Source organism: Variovorax sp. LARHSF232, assembly GCF_052871435.1.
The window spans coordinates 1-21,550 of record NZ_JBIXJS010000003.1 but is presented as its reverse complement, the minus strand read 5'-3'; the positions used below and the strand labels follow the sequence as shown (position 1 = coordinate 21,550).

The following is a 21,550-nucleotide window of genomic DNA, read 5'->3' as shown; positions in this document are numbered from 1 at the left end:
CGCGGAACTGGCTCCGCCAGGCCGCAGGCGTGGCCGCCCCCTCGGGGGGTGGCGAGCTACAGGCGCGCAGCGCCTGAGAAGCCGGGGGGCTCAATACTCCCAGAAGATGCGCTGCATCTCTTTGGTGTCACTGGTCTTGGTCAAGGCCACCATCGCCAGGATGCGCGCCTTCTGCGGGCGCAGGTCGTGCGCCACCACCCAGTCGTATTTGTCGTCCGGCTGCTCGGCGTTTCGGATCACGAAGCCGTCGGGCACGCGCGAGGCGCGGATCACCAGGATGCCTTCGGCGCGTGCGGCCTGCAGGCGCGGCACGATGCGGTCGGCCACCGAGCCGTTGCCCGGACCGCCGTGGATCAGCGCCTTGATGCCGCTGCGGGCCAGCGCGTCGATCGCGGTGGCGCTCACGCCTTCGTAGCCGTAGGCGATCTCGACCGGCGGCAGCGCGTCGATCTTGTCGATGTCGAACTCGGAGTTGACGGTGTGGCGCTTGACCGGCGCGCGGAACCAGTAGTTCCTGCCCTCCACCACCATGCCCAGCGAGCCCCACTGGCTGGAGAAGGCGCTGGGCTTGATGTTGACGTTCTTGCTGACGTCGCGGCCGCTTTCGATGCTGTCGTTCATGGTGAGCAGGACGCCCTTGCTGCGCGCGTCCTTGCTGCCGGCCACGCTGACCGCGTCGAACAGGTTGAGGGCGCCGTCGGCGGACAGCGCGGTGCCGGGCCGCATGGAGGCCACCATCACGATCGGCTTGTCGGTGCGCACCGTCAGGGTGAGGAAGTAGGCCGTTTCTTCCACCGTGTCGGTGCCGTGGGTGATGACGATGCCATCCACGTCGGGCTGCTTGGCCAGCTGCGACACCCGCTTGGCCAGCGCCAGCAGGTTGGCGTTGGTCATGCTTTCGGATGCCACCTGGAACACCTGCTCGCCGCGCACGTTGGCGACTTTCGACAGCTCCGGCAGGCCGGCGATCAGCTTCTCGACACCCACCTTGGCGGCGGCGTAGGTGGCGCTGTTGACGGCCGAGGCGCCGGCGCCGGCGATGGTGCCGCCGGTGGCCAGGATCATCACGTTGGGCAGGGCCTGTTGCGCCTGGGCGATGGCGCTCGCGGCCAGCAGCGCGGCGCCGGCGGCAAAGGCACGGAATCGAAGGGAGAGGTACACGATGAGCTCCTTGGGCTTTTTGCAGGTTGTTCGAAGGCGCGCAACGATACAGGCAAGGTCGATGCCATGCGGCTGGCAGCGATGCCAAGGCGGCATGGGGCCATGCCGCCTTGGCGGCTGCAACATCCAGGCTAAGGGGCGGCCAGGGCGGCGGCTAGCCGCGGCGGCCGCGCGCCACCTTGTGCAAGAGCTCGATCAGCATGGCCCGCTCGGCCGGGCTGAGCCTGGCCAGCGCGGCCTGCTCGCCCTCACTCACCGCTCGCAGCGCCTTGCGCACCAGCGTGGCGCCCTTGTCGGTGGCGCGGATGTGCTGGGCCCGCCGGTCGGTATTGCTGCGCTCGCGCTCGACCAGGCCGCGGCCCTCGAGCTTGTCGATCCACATCGTGATGTTGGGCGGCGTCACCGCCAGCGCGGTGGCCAGCTGGCGCGCCGACACGCCGGGGTTCTCGTCGATCAGGCAGAGGATGGTGAATTCAACCGGCCGCAGCTCGAAAGCCGCGCCGATGCGTTCGGCAAACACCTGCGTGGTGACGATTGCCGCCTGCGCCAGCTGGTAGCCGAGCACGGCGTGCAGACCCGCTTCGGCCAATCCGCCGTGCGGGGTCTGCTCGTCCTTGGAAGTCGGCCTGGTGCTCATGCGGGCTATTGTCGGGCTGGACATAAAGTGCAGCCCATGAATCATATGCGCCAGGCTCCGCATTGGTAGTTGTCCCGGGGTGTGGCGCCAATATAGTTCAGTAAATTAACTATCAGGCGCCACCGATCTCCCGCCGTACACGGCGCCAGGACCTTTTCAGGAGACAAGCCATGCCCATTGCTTCCCCGCGCCTTGCCGGCGCGCTCGCCGCGTCCGGCGCCCTGCTCGCCCTGCTGGGCTGCGGCGGCGGCGATGACCGCCCGCCGGTCGGCACGACCCAGCTCTCGCCGGCCACGCCCGCCAGCTTCCAGGGCGCCTGCAAGGATTTGGCGGCCAAGCTGGCGAGCCTGGCCAACACCACCATCAGCACCAGCACCGACGTTGGTGCCGGCGCGCTGACCGTGGGCGGCCAGGCGGTGCCGGCGCATTGCCAGGTGACCGGTGCGATGTTCGCCCGCACCAGCACGGTGGACGGCAACAGCTACGCCATCAAGTTCGAAATGCGCCTGCCACTGGCCTGGAACGGTCGCTTCTTTCACCAGGGCAACGGCGGCATCGACGGCAGCGTGGTGCCGGCCACCGGCAGCTTCGGCGGCGGGCCCTTGACGCATGCGCTGATGCAGGGCTTTGCCGTGCTGAGTTCGGACGCCGGCCATGCCGCCAGCCTGGGGCCCAACTTCGGCGTCGATCCGCAGGCGCGGCTGGACTACGGTTACCAGGCGGTGGGCAAGCTCACGCCCATTGCCAAGAAGGTGATCGACAGCGCCTACGGCAAGGGGCCGGACCGCTCCTATTTCGGCGGCTGCTCCAACGGCGGGCGCCACACCTTCGTGGCCGCAGCCCGCTATCCGGAAGACTACGACGGCTACCTGGCGGGCGCGCCAGGCTACAAGCTGCCCAAGGCCGCAATTGCCAACATGTTCGGCGCGCGGCGCTATGCGAGCGTGGCCACCAACCCGGCCGATCTGTCGACCGGCTTCACGCCCACCGAACGCGCCACCGTGGCCAGGGCGGTGCTGGCCCGCTGCGATGTGCTGGACGGCGCCAGCGATGGCCTGGTGCAGGACACCGAGGCCTGCCGCGTTGCTTTCGACCTGGCGCGCGACGTGCCCACCTGCGGCGGCTCACGCGATGGCAGCTGCCTGTCGCCGGCGCAGAAGACGGCCATCGCGCCCATCTTCAGCGGCGCCATCAACAGCAAGGGCGAGTCCTTCTATTCCAGCTTCCCCTACGACAGCGGCATCGGCGCGGCCGGCATTGCCTTCTGGGAGTTCACCGCGCCGCTGGCGCTGGACTCGGGCGCAGTGGGCATCATCTTCAAGGTGCCGCCGGAGAATCCGGCCAGCTTCAACGGCCCGGCCTTTGCGCTCACGGCCGACATCGATGCCATGCTGGCGGGCATCGAGGCCACCAACGCCGTCTACACCGAATCGGCCATGAGCTTCATGACGCCGCCCAATCCGACCCGGCTGGAGAAGCTGAAGAACCGCGGCGCGAAGATGATGGTCTTTCACGGCGTCAGCGACCCGATCTTCTCGGTCGATGACACCAAGGCCTGGTACGAGGGCCTCGCCGCAGCCAACGGCGGTGATGCCTCCAGCTTCGCCCGCTTCTATCGCGTGCCCGGCATGGGCCATTGCTCGGGCGGGCCCGCCACCGACCAGTTCGACATGCTGAGCGCCCTCGTCGCCTGGGTCGAGAAAGGCGCGGCGCCGGACCGGGTGACGGCCAGCGCGCGCGGCGCCGGCAATGCGGGCGGCGTCAACGCGGAACTGCCGGCCGACTGGGCAGCGAACCGCAGCCGGCCGTTGTGCCCTTACCCCAAGGTGGCGCGCTACAACGCCAGCGGCAGCCTGGACTCGGCGGACAGCTTCAGCTGCCGCTAGCCGGGCTCAGTCGCTCAAGCGCCGGCAGCGCGACTGGCCAGTCGTCGCTGCCTGAGCCGCGCGGCCAGGCAGGCGGCCACCACCGACAGCGCGCCGATCCACAGCGGCCACAGACCGTATTGCGAGACCCAGCGCGCGTAGGGCGTGAGGCCGGTGCGGCCTTCTACTTCGGCCTCGAGCACGCCGCGCGTCATGCGCGGCAGTGAGTGCGTGACGCGGCCACGGTGGTCGATGACCACCGTGGCGCCGGTGTTGGTGGAACGCACCATCGGCCGCTCGAACTCGATGGCGCGCATGCGCGAGATGGCCTGGTGCTGGTCGATGGCCACCGTGTTGCCGAACCAGGCGATGTTGCTCACGTTGAGCAGCACCGTGGGCGCACGTGCCTCGTCTCGGAAGTTGGCGCCGATCTCGTCGCCGAACAAATCCTCGTAGCAGACGTTGGGTGCGATGCGCTGACCCTGCCATTCGAATGCCGGTTGGGCCAAGCCGCCACTGCGGAAGTCGCCCAGCGGAATCTTCATGAGATCGGTGAACCAGCGAAACAGCGAAGGCACGAATTCGCCGAAGGGCACCAGGTGCGACTTGTCGTAGCGGTAGGGCTGGGCCTGGCCCGGGGCAAAGCCAAGCACCGAGTTGGTGTAGCTGCGGCCATTGCCCATCGGCAGGCCGACAATGGCGGCCTGCGTGCCGCCTGCATAGCGCTGCGCGATGGCATCCAGGTAGCCCGGCGGAAGCTGCGCCGGCAGCAGCGGGATCGCGGTTTCGGGCGTGATGACCAGCGAAGCGCGCGCCCCCATCAGCTGCTCGCCATACCAGCGCAGCGCCACGGCGATGCCGCCGCTGGGGATGAACTTCTCGTCCTGCGGGATATTGCCCTGGAGCAGGGCGACCTGGATGCGCCCGGCGCTCGAAGGATCGGGCGAGGCCGGCGTCTTGCAATCATTGACCAGGCAATGCGACGCCAAGCCGCCATAGAGCACGAAGACACTCAGCAGCGCCAAGGGCAGCCAGGAGCGCACGCGTCGCCAACTCAGCGTCGACGCCCGCGTCAAACTGCTCGCCAGCAACGCCGCGATGAACGCCGCCATGGTGCCGATGCCGTAGACCCCGACGTTGCGCGCAAAGGCCATGAGCGGCCCATCCAGGTGCGCGTAGCCGCCGGCGCCCCATGGAAAGCCGGTGAACAGGCTGTTGCGCAGGAGCTCGCCGAGGGTCCAGAGCGCGGCAAAGAAGAAGGCCGCGCCGGCTCGACTCGCCGGCGCCCACATCACGTACAGCGCACCCGCGAGCGCGTAGTAAAGGCCCAGCGCCGCCGCCAGCCACAAGGTGGCGATGGCCGCCAGCGGCGCTGCCAGGCCACCGTAGGTATGCATGGAGACGAACAGCCACCAGGTGCTGCCGCACAGCCAGGCGATGGCAAAGGCCCATGTGACCAGTCCTGCGCGGCGCCAGGCACGTGGCGTCTCGGCCCCGCGCAAGCCATCCAGCTGCCAGACCAGAACGGCCAGCGACAGGATCTGCAGCCACCATTGCGGCTGCCCGTTCCAGGGCGCGGTGATGGAGCAAGCCTGCGCCAGGCCCGCCAGCCAGGGCAGCAGGCGGGCCAGCCAGCGAGCCGGAGCAGCAGCGACGACGGCCTGCGCGTTCAATCGGCCGCGTCGCCGCCGCGCGTCGGCGAGACCTTGAACCAGCGCACCGCACCGCCCTTGGTGTGCAGCACGAAGAAATCGAAGCCACCGATGGTGTGGCGCTCGCCGCGCTTGGGCACATGGCCCATCTCGTGCGCGATCAGGCCGCCGATGGTCTCGAAGTCTTCGGAGAGCTGATCCTCGTTGAACTCGATCGCGAAGGCCTCGGCCACGCGTTCGACGGGGGTGTCGCCGGAAACACGGTAGGTGTGGTCGGCCAGGCCGAAGATGTCGCCCTCGTCCTCGGCGATGTCGAACTCGTCCTCGATCTCGCCGACGATCTGCTCGAGCACGTCTTCGATGGTGATGAGGCCGGCCACGCGGCCGAATTCGTCGATCACGATCGCCAGGTGGTTGCGGTTGCCGCGAAACTCGCGCAGCAGGTCGTTCAGGCCCTTGCTCTCGGGCACGAAAGTCGGCGGGCGCAGCAGGGCGCGGATGCTCAACGCGGGCGAGCGCTGCAGCTTGAGCAGGTCCTTCGCCAGCAAGATGCCGATGATGTTTTCCTTGTCGCCCTCGTAAACCGGAAAGCGCGAGTGCGCCGTGTCGATCACCGTGTGGATCAGGGTCTCGAGCGGATCGTCGATATTCACCAGGTCCATGCGTGGCGCCGCCACCATGACGTCGCCGGCGCTCATGTCGGCCATGCGCAGCACGCCTTCGAGCATGACCCGCGATTCGGCGCCGATGACGTCGTTGTCTTCCGCGTCGGCCAGGGTTTCGATCAGTTCATCGCGTGAATCAGGACCGGGATGGATGAACTCGACGAGCTTCTGGAGAAAACTGCGCTTGTCTTCTCGCTCGTTGGGGGGGCGCTCAGGGTGAGGGTCTGCCACTGCGGGAGGGCGGAAGTTGGGGAGCCCCAAGGATACCGGATTGACTTGGCAGGAATATGCCGTGGGGCGGCCACGGCAGCTGGCCGTTGTCAGGCCGAGGACTTGTCGCGCGCTTCCTGCACGCCGCGGCGCACTTCCTGCACGCCGGCCAGGAAGGCCCAGAACTGCTTGGCGCGGGTCTTGAGCTTGAAGTCGATCTCGGCGAAGTGCTCCAGCGCGATTTCACTCATGCGGCTGTCGAGTGTGGCCTCGGGCAGTTCCAAGTGCGCCTCGGATTCGGAGCCGCTACGCACCACGCTGGCGCCGGCATTGCGGGCGATCTTCAGCATGGCGGCGTTTTCGCTCAGCGCATGGATGAAGAGCATGCGCACACCGGCGTTGCGGGCCGTGACTTCGGCGCGCTCGAACAGGCGGGCGCCGTAACCACGCCCGCGGGCGTGCTTGGAGACGGAAACGCCGAACTCCGCGCATTCGCCCGGCTGGTCGGCAGGGGCGAAAGCCAGGTGGGCCATCGCGATCAGTTCGAGCCGACGGTTGTAGATGCCGAAGAGTTCGTCGCGCTCGAAATTCAAGCCTTCGACATAGCGGCGGATCTGTTCGTCCGACGCGCTGTAGCCAAAGCGCAGGTAGCGGTCGTGCGGCTCCAGAGCCAGCAGGTGGGTGGCAATACGCTCGCGCTCGCCCGGACCGATCGAGCGGATGGGCACGAGCACGGGTTGTTGCGCCGGGCTGGTCGCGGCGCTGGGCGGCTCAACGATCGGCATTCTCAGAAGGGAACCGGCGCCGAGCGAGGCTTTGAAGATGGCCATGGCTTGATGCATGCATCAAATATAAGGGTTTTCCCGATGTTCTCAAGCCTGCTCCTTGGAAGCCCCGCCGATGGTTAGGGGTCTTCGGTGGTGAATTTCCTGCGTGTTCTGTCTTCAACGGCCTCTCGACTTCCATCGAGGACAGGGTAGTTGATCCCCCTGGTGAAGCAAGGCACATTTTTGGAATCACGTCATGGCCGGCCGACTATCGTTCGGTCCCCTGCGCGACAGCGCCGGTCCATTGGGGCGCCCGGGCTAGGACAAGCCCGCTGTGACGCGGCTCGGCGCTCTCGGACAATCCGCGCCAAAGGAGATTGCATGCAGACATCCCAGTTGAAGAACTACCCCGCCGGTGTGCCGCATACCGTGGACCCGGAGCAATACAGCTCGTTGGGGCAAATGTTCGATGAATCGTTCCAGCGCTACGCCGATCGGCCTTTTTCGGTGTGCATGGAGCGGTGGATGTCCTACCGGGAGCTGGACCAGCTGTCGACTGCGCTGGGCGCCTGGCTGCAAAGCCGCGGGTTGGAGCCGGGCGCGCGGGTTGCGATCATGTTGCCGAACATCCCGCAGTTTGCCGTCACGATGGCGGCCGTTCTGCGCGCCGGCTATACCTGCGTCAACGTCAACCCGCTTTACACGGCGCGAGAGTTGGAGCACCAGCTGAAGGATTCGGGCGCCACGGCCATCGTGATCCTGGAGAACTTCGCGCAGACGCTGGAGCAGGTGATCGACCGCACGCAGGTTCAGCATACTGTGGTGACGGCCATGGGCGATCTGCTGGGCGGCCTGTACGGCAGCTGGATCACTTTTGCGGTGCGCAACCTGGCCAAAATGGTCCCGGCCTACAAGCTGCCGTTGGACAAGGGGCGTACCGTGACCTCGTTTTCGGACGCATTGGCCCAAGGGCGCGGACGCAAGCTCGAGCCGACGGCGAGCAATCTCGATTCCATCGCGTTCCTGCAGTACACCGGCGGCACCACGGGCTTGTCCAAAGGCGCGGTGCTGACGCATCGCAACATCGTGGCGGCGACCTTGCAGGCCGAGGCCTGGTTCACGCCGGCGCTGGAGCGCGCGGGCGACCTCAGCAAGGTCAACAGCATCGCGGCGTTGCCGCTGTATCACATCTTCGCGCTCACCCTGTGCCTGCTGGCGATCCGGCAGGGCTCGCACCTGACCCTGATCCCCAACCCGCGCGACATGCGCAAGTTCATCGCGGTGCTCAAGAAGCGGCCCTTCCACATGCTGCCGGCAGTCAACACCCTGTTCAATGGCCTGCTCGTACAGCCGGAGTTCAAGACGCTGGATTTCTCGACGCTCTTTGTCTCGCAGGCCGGCGGCATGGCGGCGTCCGAAGGCACGGCACAACGCTGGCAGGAAACCACTGGGTGCGCCATGATTGAAGGCTGGGGCATGAGCGAGACCTGTGCGATCGGCACCAACAACCCGGTGAACAACACACGCTTCAGCGGCACCATCGGGCTGCCGCTGCCAGGCATCGAGATCGCCATCAAGGACGACGCTGGCAACTCCCTTGCCCAGGGCGAAGCCGGCGAGTTGTGCATCAAGGGTCCCAACGTGATGGTGGGCTACTACAACCAACCAGCCGAGACGGCCGCAGCTTTCACCGCCGACGGCTTCATGCGCACCGGCGACATCGCGCTGATGCAGGACGATGGCTACTGCCGCATCGTCGATCGCAAGAAGGACATGATCCTGGTGAGCGGCTTCAACGTGTTTCCCAACGAGTTGGAGAACGTCATCTCCTTGTGCCCCGGCGTGGTGGAGTGCGCTGCCGTCGGCGTTCCGGACGAGAAGCAAGGCGAGGCGATCAAGGTGTTCGTGGTTCGCAAGGACCATTCGCTCAGCGAGGACGATGTGCTGCGCTACTGCCACGACCGGCTGACCGGCTACAAGCGGCCCAAGCACATCGAGTTTCGTGATGCGCTGCCAAAGACCAATGTGGGCAAGATCCTGCGGCGCGAATTGCGGACTGCGGCGCATTGAGTGAGCATGCACTATCCGCTTCCGGCCGGCATTCACGTCCTGGAGCGGGGCTGGCTGTCGTCCAACAACATCCTGTTTCTGGGCCGAAACGAGAGCGCCCTGGTCGACTCGGGCTATGCCACCCACGCAGCGCAAACCTTGGCACTGGTCGAGCGTCTATTGGACGGCCGGTCGCTAAGCCGGCTGCTCAACACGCACCTGCACAGCGATCACTGCGGCGGTAATGCGGCGCTGCAGGGGCGCTACCTCGGCATGCGCACCGCCATCCCCCCGGGCGAGGCTGACGCGGTCGGCGCCTGGGATGAAGACAAGCTCAGCTATCGGGCGACGGGCCAGGAGTGCCCTCGCTTTGCATTCGATGGCCTGCTGCAGCCGGGGCAAGACATCGAACTGGCCGATGCACGCTGGCAGATCCACGCCGCACCTGGGCATGATCCGCACGCTGTTCTGCTCCACGAGCCGACGCATGGGGTACTGATCTCGGGCGATGCGCTTTGGGAAAAAGGCTTTGGCATCGTCTTTCCCGAGATGTGGGGCGAGCCGTCTTTCGGTGAGGTTGCGGCCACACTGGATCTCATCGAATCGCTCAATCCACGTTGCGTGATTCCCGGCCACGGCCGAGTCTTCGGAGACGTGCCAGCCGCGCTGGCCATTGCACGCGAACGGCTCGATGCATTTGTCCGTTCGCCGGAAAAGCACGCCCGGCACGCCGTCAAGGTGCTGATCAAATTCAAGCTGCTCGACGCGAAGAAGATGGATTTGCCACAGCTGGCCGCTTGGCTGGCGAGCGCTGCCTATATGGAGCAGATCCGGCAGCGCTTCGCCCCTGATCGCAATCTAGGGCAATGGGGCGAGGAGCTTTTGGCCGAACTGGCACGCTCCGGGGCGGCGCACGTTGAAGATGGCGTGATCTTCAACGCCTGAACTGCCTGAGCAACCTTCAATTCAAAATCGCACGCGCATTTGCGCGTCAGAAAGCAAAAAAGCCCAACCATTTCTGGTTGGGCTTTTTTGGGCTGTAAGAGCCTGACGATGACCTACTTTCACACGGGAACCCGCACTATCATCGGCGCGGAGGCGTTTCACTGTCCTGTTCGGGATGGGAAGGAGTGGGACCACCTCGCTATGGTCATCAGGCATAACTTGTTGTTGTGCTGATTCACGCGAATCAACACAACGAATTCATAGAGTTTGGAATCAGCACGCACGCAGTGCGCTGCTTTGAATATATTTTGAATGCGTCAACTTGGCATAACACCTTGATATTCAAATCAAAGTTATAGGGTCAAGCCGCACGAGCAATTAGTATCAGTTAGCTTAACGCATTACTGCGCTTCCACACCTGACCTATCAACGTCCTGGTCTTGAACGACTCTTTAGGGGGCTCAAGGCCCCGGCAGATCTCATCTTGAAACGAGTTTCCCGCTTAGATGCTTTCAGCGGTTATCTCTTCCACACTTAGCTACTCGGCAATGCCACTGGCGTGACAACCGATACACCAGAGGTGTGTCCACTCCGGTCCTCTCGTACTAGGAGCAGGCTTCCTCAAATCTGCAGCGCCCACGGAAGATAGGGACCAAACTGTCTCACGACGTTTTAAACCCAGCTCACGTACCTCTTTAAATGGCGAACAGCCATACCCTTGGGACCGGCTACAGCCCCAGGATGAGATGAGCCGACATCGAGGTGCCAAACACCGCCGTCGATATGAACTCTTGGGCGGTATCAGCCTGTTATCCCCAGAGTACCTTTTATCCGTTGAGCGATGGCCCTTCCATACAGAACCACCGGATCACTATGTCCTGCTTTCGCATCTGCTCGACTTGTCAGTCTCGCAGTTAAGCACGCTTATGCCATTGCACTATCGTCACGATGTCCGACCGTAACTAGCGTACCTTCGAACTCCTCCGTTACGCTTTGGGAGGAGACCGCCCCAGTCAAACTGCCTACCATGCACTGTCCCCGATCCAGATAATGGACCTAGGTTAGAACCTCAAACACACCAGGGTGGTATTTCAACGTTGGCTCCACCAGAACTAGCGTCCTGGCTTCAAAGCCTCCCACCTATCCTACACAGATCTGTTCAAAGTCCAATACAAAGCTACAGTAAAGGTTCATGGGGTCTTTCCGTCTTTCCGCGGGGAGATTGCATCATCACAAACATTTCAACTTCGCTGAGTCTCAGGAGGAGACAGTGTGGCCATCGTTACGCCATTCGTGCAGGTCGGAACTTACCCGACAAGGAATTTCGCTACCTTAGGACCGTTATAGTTACGGCCGCCGTTTACTGGGACTTCAATCAAGAGCTTGCACCCCATCATTTAATCTTCCAGCACCGGGCAGGCGTCACACCCTATACGTCCACTTTCGTGTTTGCAGAGTGCTGTGTTTTTAATAAACAGTCGCAGCCACCGATTTTTTGCAACCCGTTCATGCTCCGCTGTTCGCTTCACACTAATAGGGCACACCTTCTTCCGAAGTTACGGTGTCAATTTGCCGAGTTCCTTCTCCTGAGTTCTCTCAAGCGCCTTAGAATACTCATCTCGCGCACCAGTGTCGGTTTGCGGTACGGTCGTGTGTAGCTGAAGCTTAGTGGCTTTTCCTGGAACCTCGTTCAATCACTTCACCAGCAAGCTGGCTCGATCGATGGCCTCGGTATATGTGCGCCGGATTTGCCTAACGCACGCCTACATCCATCTAAACCGGGATATCCAACACCCGGATGACCTATTAAGATCCGTCCCCACATCGCACTACACATCGGTACAGGAATATTGACCTGTTTCCCATCAGCTACGCATCTCTGCCTCGCCTTAGGGGCCGACTCACTCTACGCCGATGAACGTTGCGTAGAAAACCTTGCGCTTACGGCGAGCGGGCTTTTCACCCGCTTTAACGCTACTCATGTCAGCATTCGCACTTCTGATACCTCCAGCATCCTTTACAAGACACCTTCACAGGCTTACAGAACGCTCTCCTACCACTTGCAATAAATTGCAAATCCGCAGCTTCGGTAACTGGCTTAGCCCCGTTACATCTTCCGCGCAGGACGACTCGATCAGTGAGCTATTACGCTTTCTTTAAATGATGGCTGCTTCTAAGCCAACATCCTGACTGTTTTAGCCTTCCCACTTCGTTTCCCACTTAGCCAATTTTAGGGACCTTAGCTGGCGGTCTGGGTTGTTTCCCTCTTGAGTCCGGACGTTAGCACCCGGTGCTCTGTCTCCCAAGCTGTACTCGTCGGTATTCGGAGTTTGCCTTGGTTTGGTAAGTCGCCATGACCCCCTAGCCAAAACAGTGCTCTACCCCCGACGGTAATACTTGAGGCACTACCTAAATAGTTTTCGGAGAGAACCAGCTATTTCCAAGTTTGTTTAGCCTTTCACCCCTATCCACAGCTCATCCGCTAGTTTTGCAACACTAGTCGGTTCGGACCTCCAGTACCTGTTACGGCACCTTCATCCTGGCCATGGATAGATCACTTGGTTTCGGGTCTACACCCAGCGACTGAACGCCCTATTCGGACTCGATTTCTCTACGGCTTCCCTATTCGGTTAACCTTGCCACTGAATGTAAGTCGCTGACCCATTATACAAAAGGTACGCAGTCACCCTTGCGGGCTCCTACTTTTTGTAAGCACGCGGTTTCAGGATCTATTTCACTCCCCTCCCGGGGTTCTTTTCGCCTTTCCCTCACGGTACTAGTTCACTATCGGTCGATGATGAGTATTTAGCCTTGGAGGATGGTCCCCCCATATTCAGACAGGATTTCTCGTGTCCCGCCCTACTTGTCGTTAGCTTAGTACCACACCGGTCATTTCACGTACGGGGCTATCACCCGCTATGGCCGACCTTTCCAAGTCGTTCCGTTATGTCTGGTGCTATCACTAACAGGCTCTTCCGATTTCGCTCGCCACTACTTTCGGAATCTCGGTTGATGTCTTTTCCTCGAGCTACTGAGATGTTTCAGTTCACCCGGTTCGCCTCGCATGACTATGTATTCATCATGCGATACCTTTCGGTGGGTTTCCCCATTCGGAAATCTCCGGATCAAAGCTAATTTGCCAGCTCCCCGAAGCTTATCGCAGGCTATCACGTCCTTCGTCGCCTATCATCGCCAAGGCATCCACCACGTGCTCTTATTCACTTGACCCTATAACTTTGACGTCTCTCACGAGACCAAAAGTCAATCAAGGAATGTCTGCCAGGTCTTTCACCTGGCGCGTTATGCCGTACTTCACGTATTCGTCTTTCGACGAAGATGAAGTTCATTTTGACGCAATCAAAAATTCTATGTTGCTGATGGCACGGTCTGCACTAAACCTTTACGAATGTGCAGTTTCCATCAGCAACGCTGATTCGACTCTATGAATTTTTAAAGAACAGCCGATTGATCGAACAATCTCGATCAACAACAAAGAGGCCTCGCTCACTTTTCAATGACGCAAAGCCGCTTTGGTGTTGAACTCTAAGTACCGGAAATTGGTGGAGGATGACGGGATCGAACCGACGACCCCCTGCTTGCAAAGCAGGTGCTCTCCCAGCTGAGCTAATCCCCCTAAAGATTAGATGGATGGTGGGTCTGGTTGGATTCGAACCAACGACCCCCGCCTTATCAAGACGGTGCTCTAACCAACTGAGCTACAGACCCGCGGGGCCGGACGCTTTGAATCTCAGGCCAACCTGACAAGCCAAGCGCCTCAGTCGCTGGGCGACAACCTTCCAACAACCGATAAGTGTGGGCGTTTAAATTAAATTGCGGTTTCCAGAAAGGAGGTGATCCAGCCGCACCTTCCGATACGGCTACCTTGTTACGACTTCACCCCAGTCACGAACCCTGCCGTGGTAATCGCCCTCCTTGCGGTTAGGCTAACTACTTCTGGCAGAACCCGCTCCCATGGTGTGACGGGCGGTGTGTACAAGACCCGGGAACGTATTCACCGTGACATTCTGATCCACGATTACTAGCGATTCCGACTTCACGCAGTCGAGTTGCAGACTGCGATCCGGACTACGACTGGTTTTATGGGATTAGCTCCCCCTCGCGGGTTGGCAACCCTTTGTACCAGCCATTGTATGACGTGTGTAGCCCCACCTATAAGGGCCATGAGGACTTGACGTCATCCCCACCTTCCTCCGGTTTGTCACCGGCAGTCTCATTAGAGTGCCCAACTAAATGTAGCAACTAATGACAAGGGTTGCGCTCGTTGCGGGACTTAACCCAACATCTCACGACACGAGCTGACGACAGCCATGCAGCACCTGTGTTACGGTTCTCTTTCGAGCACTAAGCCATCTCTGGCAAATTCCGTACATGTCAAAGGTGGGTAAGGTTTTTCGCGTTGCATCGAATTAAACCACATCATCCACCGCTTGTGCGGGTCCCCGTCAATTCCTTTGAGTTTCAACCTTGCGGCCGTACTCCCCAGGCGGTCAACTTCACGCGTTAGCTTCGTTACTGAGTCAGTGAAGACCCAACAACCAGTTGACATCGTTTAGGGCGTGGACTACCAGGGTATCTAATCCTGTTTGCTCCCCACGCTTTCGTGCATGAGCGTCAGTGCAGGCCCAGGGGATTGCCTTCGCCATCGGTGTTCCTCCGCATATCTACGCATTTCACTGCTACACGCGGAATTCCATCCCCCTCTGCCGCACTCCAGCGATGCAGTCACAGATGCAGTTCCCAGGTTGAGCCCGGGGATTTCACAACTGTCTTACATCACCGCCTGCGCACGCTTTACGCCCAGTAATTCCGATTAACGCTTGCACCCTACGTATTACCGCGGCTGCTGGCACGTAGTTAGCCGGTGCTTATTCTTACGGTACCGTCATGGGCCCTCTTTATTAGAAAGAACCTTTTCGTTCCGTACAAAAGCAGTTTACAACCCGAAGGCCTTCATCCTGCACGCGGCATGGCTGGATCAGGCTTGCGCCCATTGTCCAAAATTCCCCACTGCTGCCTCCCGTAGGAGTCTGGGCCGTGTCTCAGTCCCAGTGTGGCTGGTCGTCCTCTCAGACCAGCTACAGATCGTTGGCTTGGTGAGCCTTTACCCCACCAACTACCTAATCTGCCATCGGCCGCTCCATTCGCGCAAGGTCTTGCGATCCCCTGCTTTCATCCGTAGATCGTATGCGGTATTAGCACAGCTTTCGCTGCGTTATCCCCCACGATTGGGCACGTTCCGATGTATTACTCACCCGTTCGCCACTCGCCGCCAGGATTGCTCCCGCGCTGCCGTTCGACTTGCATGTGTAAGGCATGCCGCCAGCGTTCAATCTGAGCCAGGATCAAACTCTATAGTTCGATCTTGATTTGCGTCCAATCTCGCGATTGAACAAAACTCATAAAAAAAGAAATTGAAGTGAACTTCACTTCTATTCTCATGAGCGTTTAAAGTCTTGCGACTTAGTTCCGAAGAACTTGGCAATTACCTTCAAACGCCCACGCTTATCGGCTGTATATTTTTAACGATCCTGCGCAAGACTCATCGTCTTTTTTGCGCCGCCCGCTGCGATCAGCGGAGCCTTCAATTATGACACAGCATTTAATACCCTGTCAAACCTGCGGGTCTTTCGACTCGCTGCGAACCTCTCGGTCCGCCTCAGCCTTCCGTCCGATTCCGCCAGCCTTTCAGCCGGCAGCTCGTTTTGAGCTGAGCCTTGAATTATGACACGAACTTTTCGATTCGGGCAACTTCAAGGAAGTTTTTTATTCAAGCTCCTCGAATCGTATTGCCGGCCTTCCGAAATTCGGAGAATCCGACGATTCACTTTTATGGAGCTCTCACTTAATAAAAAAGCCCAACCATTTCTGGTTGGGCTTTTTTGGGCTGTAAGAGCCTGACGATGACCTACTTTCACACGGGAACCCGCACTATCATCGGCGCGGAGGCGTTTCACTGTCCTGTTCGGGATGGGAAGGAGTGGGACCACCTCGCTATGGTCATCAGGCATAACTTGTTGTTGTGCTGATTCACGCGAATCAACACAACGAATTCATAGAGTTTGGAATCAGCACGCACGCAGTGCGCTGCTTTGAATATATTTTGAATGCGTCAACTTGGCATAACACCTTGATATTCAAATCAAAGTTATAGGGTCAAGCCGCACGAGCAATTAGTATCAGTTAGCTTAACGCATTACTGCGCTTCCACACCTGACCTATCAACGTCCTGGTCTTGAACGACTCTTTAGGGGGCTCAAGGCCCCGGCAGATCTCATCTTGAAACGAGTTTCCCGCTTAGATGCTTTCAGCGGTTATCTCTTCCACACTTAGCTACTCGGCAATGCCACTGGCGTGACAACCGATACACCAGAGGTGTGTCCACTCCGGTCCTCTCGTACTAGGAGCAGGCTTCCTCAAATCTGCAGCGCCCACGGAAGATAGGGACCAAACTGTCTCACGACGTTTTAAACCCAGCTCACGTACCTCTTTAAATGGCGAACAGCCATACCCTTGGGACCGGCTACAGCCCCAGGATGAGATGAGCCGACATCGAGGTGCCAAACACCGCCGTCGATATGAACTCTTGGGCGGTATCAGCCTGTTATCCCCAGAGTACCTTTTATCCGTTGAGCGATGGCCCTTCCATACAGAACCACCGGATCACTATGTCCTGCTTTCGCATCTGCTCGACTTGTCAGTCTCGCAGTTAAGCACGCTTATGCCATTGCACTATCGTCACGATGTCCGACCGTAACTAGCGTACCTTCGAACTCCTCCGTTACGCTTTGGGAGGAGACCGCCCCAGTCAAACTGCCTACCATGCACTGTCCCCGATCCAGATAATGGACCTAGGTTAGAACCTCAAACACACCAGGGTGGTATTTCAACGTTGGCTCCACCAGAACTAGCGTCCTGGCTTCAAAGCCTCCCACCTATCCTACACAGATCTGTTCAAAGTCCAATACAAAGCTACAGTAAAGGTTCATGGGGTCTTTCCGTCTTTCCGCGGGGAGATTGCATCATCACAAACATTTCAACTTCGCTGAGTCTCAGGAGGAGACAGTGTGGCCATCGTTACGCCATTCGTGCAGGTCGGAACTTACCCGACAAGGAATTTCGCTACCTTAGGACCGTTATAGTTACGGCCGCCGTTTACTGGGACTTCAATCAAGAGCTTGCACCCCATCATTTAATCTTCCAGCACCGGGCAGGCGTCACACCCTATACGTCCACTTTCGTGTTTGCAGAGTGCTGTGTTTTTAATAAACAGTCGCAGCCACCGATTTTTTGCAACCCGTTCATGCTCCGCTGTTCGCTTCACACTAATAGGGCACACCTTCTTCCGAAGTTACGGTGTCAATTTGCCGAGTTCCTTCTCCTGAGTTCTCTCAAGCGCCTTAGAATACTCATCTCGCGCACCAGTGTCGGTTTGCGGTACGGTCGTGTGTAGCTGAAGCTTAGTGGCTTTTCCTGGAACCTCGTTCAATCACTTCACCAGCAAGCTGGCTCGATCGATGGCCTCGGTATATGTGCGCCGGATTTGCCTAACGCACGCCTACATCCATCTAAACCGGGATATCCAACACCCGGATGACCTATTAAGATCCGTCCCCACATCGCACTACACATCGGTACAGGAATATTGACCTGTTTCCCATCAGCTACGCATCTCTGCCTCGCCTTAGGGGCCGACTCACTCTACGCCGATGAACGTTGCGTAGAAAACCTTGCGCTTACGGCGAGCGGGCTTTTCACCCGCTTTAACGCTACTCATGTCAGCATTCGCACTTCTGATACCTCCAGCATCCTTTACAAGACACCTTCACAGGCTTACAGAACGCTCTCCTACCACTTGCAATAAATTGCAAATCCGCAGCTTCGGTAACTGGCTTAGCCCCGTTACATCTTCCGCGCAGGACGACTCGATCAGTGAGCTATTACGCTTTCTTTAAATGATGGCTGCTTCTAAGCCAACATCCTGACTGTTTTAGCCTTCCCACTTCGTTTCCCACTTAGCCAATTTTAGGGACCTTAGCTGGCGGTCTGGGTTGTTTCCCTCTTGAGTCCGGACGTTAGCACCCGGTGCTCTGTCTCCCAAGCTGTACTCGTCGGTATTCGGAGTTTGCCTTGGTTTGGTAAGTCGCCATGACCCCCTAGCCAAAACAGTGCTCTACCCCCGACGGTAATACTTGAGGCACTACCTAAATAGTTTTCGGAGAGAACCAGCTATTTCCAAGTTTGTTTAGCCTTTCACCCCTATCCACAGCTCATCCGCTAGTTTTGCAACACTAGTCGGTTCGGACCTCCAGTACCTGTTACGGCACCTTCATCCTGGCCATGGATAGATCACTTGGTTTCGGGTCTACACCCAGCGACTGAACGCCCTATTCGGACTCGATTTCTCTACGGCTTCCCTATTCGGTTAACCTTGCCACTGAATGTAAGTCGCTGACCCATTATACAAAAGGTACGCAGTCACCCTTGCGGGCTCCTACTTTTTGTAAGCACGCGGTTTCAGGATCTATTTCACTCCCCTCCCGGGGTTCTTTTCGCCTTTCCCTCACGGTACTAGTTCACTATCGGTCGATGATGAGTATTTAGCCTTGGAGGATGGTCCCCCCATATTCAGACAGGATTTCTCGTGTCCCGCCCTACTTGTCGTTAGCTTAGTACCACACCGGTCATTTCACGTACGGGGCTATCACCCGCTATGGCCGACCTTTCCAAGTCGTTCCGTTATGTCTGGTGCTATCACTAACAGGCTCTTCCGATTTCGCTCGCCACTACTTTCGGAATCTCGGTTGATGTCTTTTCCTCGAGCTACTGAGATGTTTCAGTTCACCCGGTTCGCCTCGCATGACTATGTATTCATCATGCGATACCTTTCGGTGGGTTTCCCCATTCGGAAATCTCCGGATCAAAGCTAATTTGCCAGCTCCCCGAAGCTTATCGCAGGCTATCACGTCCTTCGTCGCCTATCATCGCCAAGGCATCCACCACGTGCTCTTATTCACTTGACCCTATAACTTTGACGTCTCTCACGAGACCAAAAGTCAATCAAGGAATGTCTGCCAGGTCTTTCACCTGGCGCGTTATGCCGTACTTCACGTATTCGTCTTTCGACGAAGATGAAGTTCATTTTGACGCAATCAAAAATTCTATGTTGCTGATGGCACGGTCTGCACTAAACCTTTACGAATGTGCAGTTTCCATCAGCAACGCTGATTCGACTCTATGAATTTTTAAAGAACAGCCGATTGATCGAACAATCTCGATCAACAACAAAGAGGCCTCGCTCACTTTTCAATGACGCAAAGCCGCTTTGGTGTTGAACTCTAAGTACCGGAAATTGGTGGAGGATGACGGGATCGAACCGACGACCCCCTGCTTGCAAAGCAGGTGCTCTCCCAGCTGAGCTAATCCCCCTAAAGATTAGATGGATGGTGGGTCTGGTTGGATTCGAACCAACGACCCCCGCCTTATCAAGACGGTGCTCTAACCAACTGAGCTACAGACCCGCGGGGCCGGACGCTTTGAATCTCAGGCCAACCTGACAAGCCAAGCGCCTCAGTCGCTGGGCGACAACCTTCCAACAACCGATAAGTGTGGGCGTTTAAATTAAATTGCGGTTTCCAGAAAGGAGGTGATCCAGCCGCACCTTCCGATACGGCTACCTTGTTACGACTTCACCCCAGTCACGAACCCTGCCGTGGTAATCGCCCTCCTTGCGGTTAGGCTAACTACTTCTGGCAGAACCCGCTCCCATGGTGTGACGGGCGGTGTGTACAAGACCCGGGAACGTATTCACCGTGACATTCTGATCCACGATTACTAGCGATTCCGACTTCACGCAGTCGAGTTGCAGACTGCGATCCGGACTACGACTGGTTTTATGGGATTAGCTCCCCCTCGCGGGTTGGCAACCCTTTGTACCAGCCATTGTATGACGTGTGTAGCCCCACCTATAAGGGCCATGAGGACTTGACGTCATCCCCACCTTCCTCCGGTTTGTCACCGGCAGTCTCATTAGAGTGCCCAACTAAATGTAGCAACTAATGACAAGGGTTGCGCTCGTTGCGGGACTTAACCCAACATCTCACGACACGAGCTGACGACAGCCATGCAGCACCTGTGTTACGGTTCTCTTTCGAGCACTAAGCCATCTCTGGCAAATTCCGTACATGTCAAAGGTGGGTAAGGTTTTTCGCGTTGCATCGAATTAAACCACATCATCCACCGCTTGTGCGGGTCCCCGTCAATTCCTTTGAGTTTCAACCTTGCGGCCGTACTCCCCAGGCGGTCAACTTCACGCGTTAGCTTCGTTACTGAGTCAGTGAAGACCCAACAACCAGTTGACATCGTTTAGGGCGTGGACTACCAGGGTATCTAATCCTGTTTGCTCCCCACGCTTTCGTGCATGAGCGTCAGTGCAGGCCCAGGGGATTGCCTTCGCCATCGGTGTTCCTCCGCATATCTACGCATTTCACTGCTACACGCGGAATTCCATCCCCCTCTGCCGCACTCCAGCGATGCAGTCACAGATGCAGTTCCCAGGTTGAGCCCGGGGATTTCACAACTGTCTTACATCACCGCCTGCGCACGCTTTACGCCCAGTAATTCCGATTAACGCTTGCACCCTACGTATTACCGCGGCTGCTGGCACGTAGTTAGCCGGTGCTTATTCTTACGGTACCGTCATGGGCCCTCTTTATTAGAAAGAACCTTTTCGTTCCGTACAAAAGCAGTTTACAACCCGAAGGCCTTCATCCTGCACGCGGCATGGCTGGATCAGGCTTGCGCCCATTGTCCAAAATTCCCCACTGCTGCCTCCCGTAGGAGTCTGGGCCGTGTCTCAGTCCCAGTGTGGCTGGTCGTCCTCTCAGACCAGCTACAGATCGTTGGCTTGGTGAGCCTTTACCCCACCAACTACCTAATCTGCCATCGGCCGCTCCATTCGCGCAAGGTCTTGCGATCCCCTGCTTTCATCCGTAGATCGTATGCGGTATTAGCACAGCTTTCGCTGCGTTATCCCCCACGATTGGGCACGTTCCGATGTATTACTCACCCGTTCGCCACTCGCCGCCAGGATTGCTCCCGCGCTGCCGTTCGACTTGCATGTGTAAGGCATGCCGCCAGCGTTCAATCTGAGCCAGGATCAAACTCTATAGTTCGATCTTGATTTGCGTCCAATCTCGCGATTGAACAAAACTCATAAAAAAAGAAATTGAAGTGAACTTCACTTCTATTCTCATGAGCGTTTAAAGTCTTGCGACTTAGTTCCGAAGAACTTGGCAATTACCTTCAAACGCCCACGCTTATCGGCTGTATATTTTTAACGATCCTGCGCAAGACTCATCGTCTTTTTTGCGCCGCCCGCTGCGATCAGCGGAGCCTTCAATTATGACACAGCATTTAATACCCTGTCAAACCTGCGGGTCTTTCGACTCGCTGCGAACCTCTCGGTCCGCCTCAGCCTTCCGTCCGATTCCGCCAGCCTTTCAGCCGGCAGCTCGTTTTGAGCTGAGCCTTGAATTATGACACGAACTTTTCGATTCGGGCAACTTCAAGGAAGTTTTTT

8 protein-coding genes, 4 tRNA genes and 6 rRNA genes are annotated in these 21,550 nt (G+C 58.4%); 3 read left to right on the top strand and 15 right to left on the bottom strand.

Annotated elements, in window-relative coordinates; translation table 11 throughout:
• Positions 1–90: 90 nt before the first annotated feature.
• Together ACIPRI_RS08965 and ACIPRI_RS08960 are read right to left on the bottom strand one after the other, a co-directional pair.
• The gene (locus ACIPRI_RS08965) at positions 91–1,161 is read right to left on the bottom strand and encodes an asparaginase (RefSeq protein WP_446621086.1); all 1,071 of its coding nucleotides are present in this window, start codon (positions 1,159–1,161) and stop codon (positions 91–93) included.
• 154 nt (positions 1,162–1,315) lie between these two features.
• A complete protein-coding gene (locus tag ACIPRI_RS08960) occupies positions 1,316–1,798 on the bottom strand; it encodes a MarR family winged helix-turn-helix transcriptional regulator (protein ID WP_446621085.1) in 483 nt (160 codons plus the stop codon).
• A 170-nt stretch (positions 1,799–1,968) separates the two neighbouring features.
• On the opposite strand from ACIPRI_RS08960, the gene ACIPRI_RS08955 reads away from it, so the two are divergent.
• The gene (locus ACIPRI_RS08955) at positions 1,969–3,684 is read left to right on the top strand and encodes a tannase/feruloyl esterase family alpha/beta hydrolase (protein WP_446621084.1); all 1,716 of its coding nucleotides are present in this window, start codon (positions 1,969–1,971) and stop codon (positions 3,682–3,684) included.
• Positions 3,685–3,698: 14 nt separating this feature from the next.
• Here ACIPRI_RS08955 and lnt read toward each other — a convergent pair whose 3' ends face one another.
• The 3 genes from lnt to ACIPRI_RS08940 all read right to left on the bottom strand — a co-directional run bounded on the left by lnt (position 3,699) and on the right by ACIPRI_RS08940 (position 6,975).
• The gene (gene lnt, locus ACIPRI_RS08950; RefSeq protein WP_446621083.1) at positions 3,699–5,336 is read right to left on the bottom strand and encodes an apolipoprotein N-acyltransferase; all 1,638 of its coding nucleotides are present in this window, start codon (positions 5,334–5,336) and stop codon (positions 3,699–3,701) included.
• A complete protein-coding gene (locus ACIPRI_RS08945; RefSeq protein ID WP_446621082.1) occupies positions 5,333–6,211 on the bottom strand; it encodes an HlyC/CorC family transporter in 879 nt (292 codons plus the stop codon). The genes lnt and ACIPRI_RS08945 overlap by 4 nt, the downstream gene beginning before the upstream one ends.
• 89 nt (positions 6,212–6,300) lie before the next feature.
• A complete protein-coding gene (locus tag ACIPRI_RS08940) occupies positions 6,301–6,975 on the bottom strand; it encodes an N-acetyltransferase family protein (RefSeq protein ID WP_446621081.1) in 675 nt (224 codons plus the stop codon).
• A gap of 363 nt (positions 6,976–7,338) precedes the next feature.
• Between ACIPRI_RS08940 and ACIPRI_RS08935 the strand changes: the two genes are divergently transcribed.
• The gene (locus ACIPRI_RS08935) at positions 7,339–9,027 is read left to right on the top strand and encodes an AMP-binding protein (protein ID WP_446621080.1); all 1,689 of its coding nucleotides are present in this window, start codon (positions 7,339–7,341) and stop codon (positions 9,025–9,027) included.
• 6 nt (positions 9,028–9,033) lie between these two features.
• Positions 9,034–9,951 carry an MBL fold metallo-hydrolase gene (locus tag ACIPRI_RS08930; RefSeq protein ID WP_446621079.1) on the top strand — a complete coding sequence of 306 codons (918 nt, stop codon included), beginning with the start codon at positions 9,034–9,036 and terminating at the stop codon, positions 9,949–9,951.
• 100 nt (positions 9,952–10,051) lie between these two features.
• Here the strand turns inward: ACIPRI_RS08930 and rrf (ACIPRI_RS08925) are convergent.
• The 10 genes from rrf (ACIPRI_RS08925) to ACIPRI_RS08880 all read right to left on the bottom strand — a co-directional run bounded on the left by rrf (ACIPRI_RS08925) (position 10,052) and on the right by ACIPRI_RS08880 (position 21,143).
• Positions 10,052–10,164 (bottom strand): 5S ribosomal RNA (rrf, locus tag ACIPRI_RS08925).
• Between the two features lie 144 nt (positions 10,165–10,308).
• A 23S ribosomal RNA gene (locus ACIPRI_RS08920) occupies positions 10,309–13,179 on the bottom strand.
• 330 nt (positions 13,180–13,509) lie between these two features.
• Positions 13,510–13,585 (bottom strand) — tRNA-Ala (locus ACIPRI_RS08915).
• A 15-nt stretch (positions 13,586–13,600) separates the two neighbouring features.
• Positions 13,601–13,677, bottom strand: a tRNA-Ile gene (locus ACIPRI_RS08910).
• Between the two features lie 118 nt (positions 13,678–13,795).
• Positions 13,796–15,330 (bottom strand): 16S ribosomal RNA (locus tag ACIPRI_RS08905).
• 534 nt (positions 15,331–15,864) lie between these two features.
• A 5S ribosomal RNA gene (gene rrf, locus ACIPRI_RS08900) occupies positions 15,865–15,977 on the bottom strand.
• Between the two features lie 144 nt (positions 15,978–16,121).
• Positions 16,122–18,992 (bottom strand): 23S ribosomal RNA (locus ACIPRI_RS08895).
• A 330-nt stretch (positions 18,993–19,322) separates the two neighbouring features.
• Positions 19,323–19,398, bottom strand: a tRNA-Ala gene (locus tag ACIPRI_RS08890).
• A gap of 15 nt (positions 19,399–19,413) precedes the next feature.
• Positions 19,414–19,490: transfer RNA gene (locus ACIPRI_RS08885), tRNA-Ile, on the bottom strand.
• A 118-nt stretch (positions 19,491–19,608) separates the two neighbouring features.
• Positions 19,609–21,143, bottom strand: a 16S ribosomal RNA gene (locus tag ACIPRI_RS08880).
• The 16S, 23S and 5S rRNA genes sit together here with 4 tRNA genes alongside, the layout of an rRNA operon.
• Positions 21,144–21,550 lie beyond the last annotated feature (407 nt).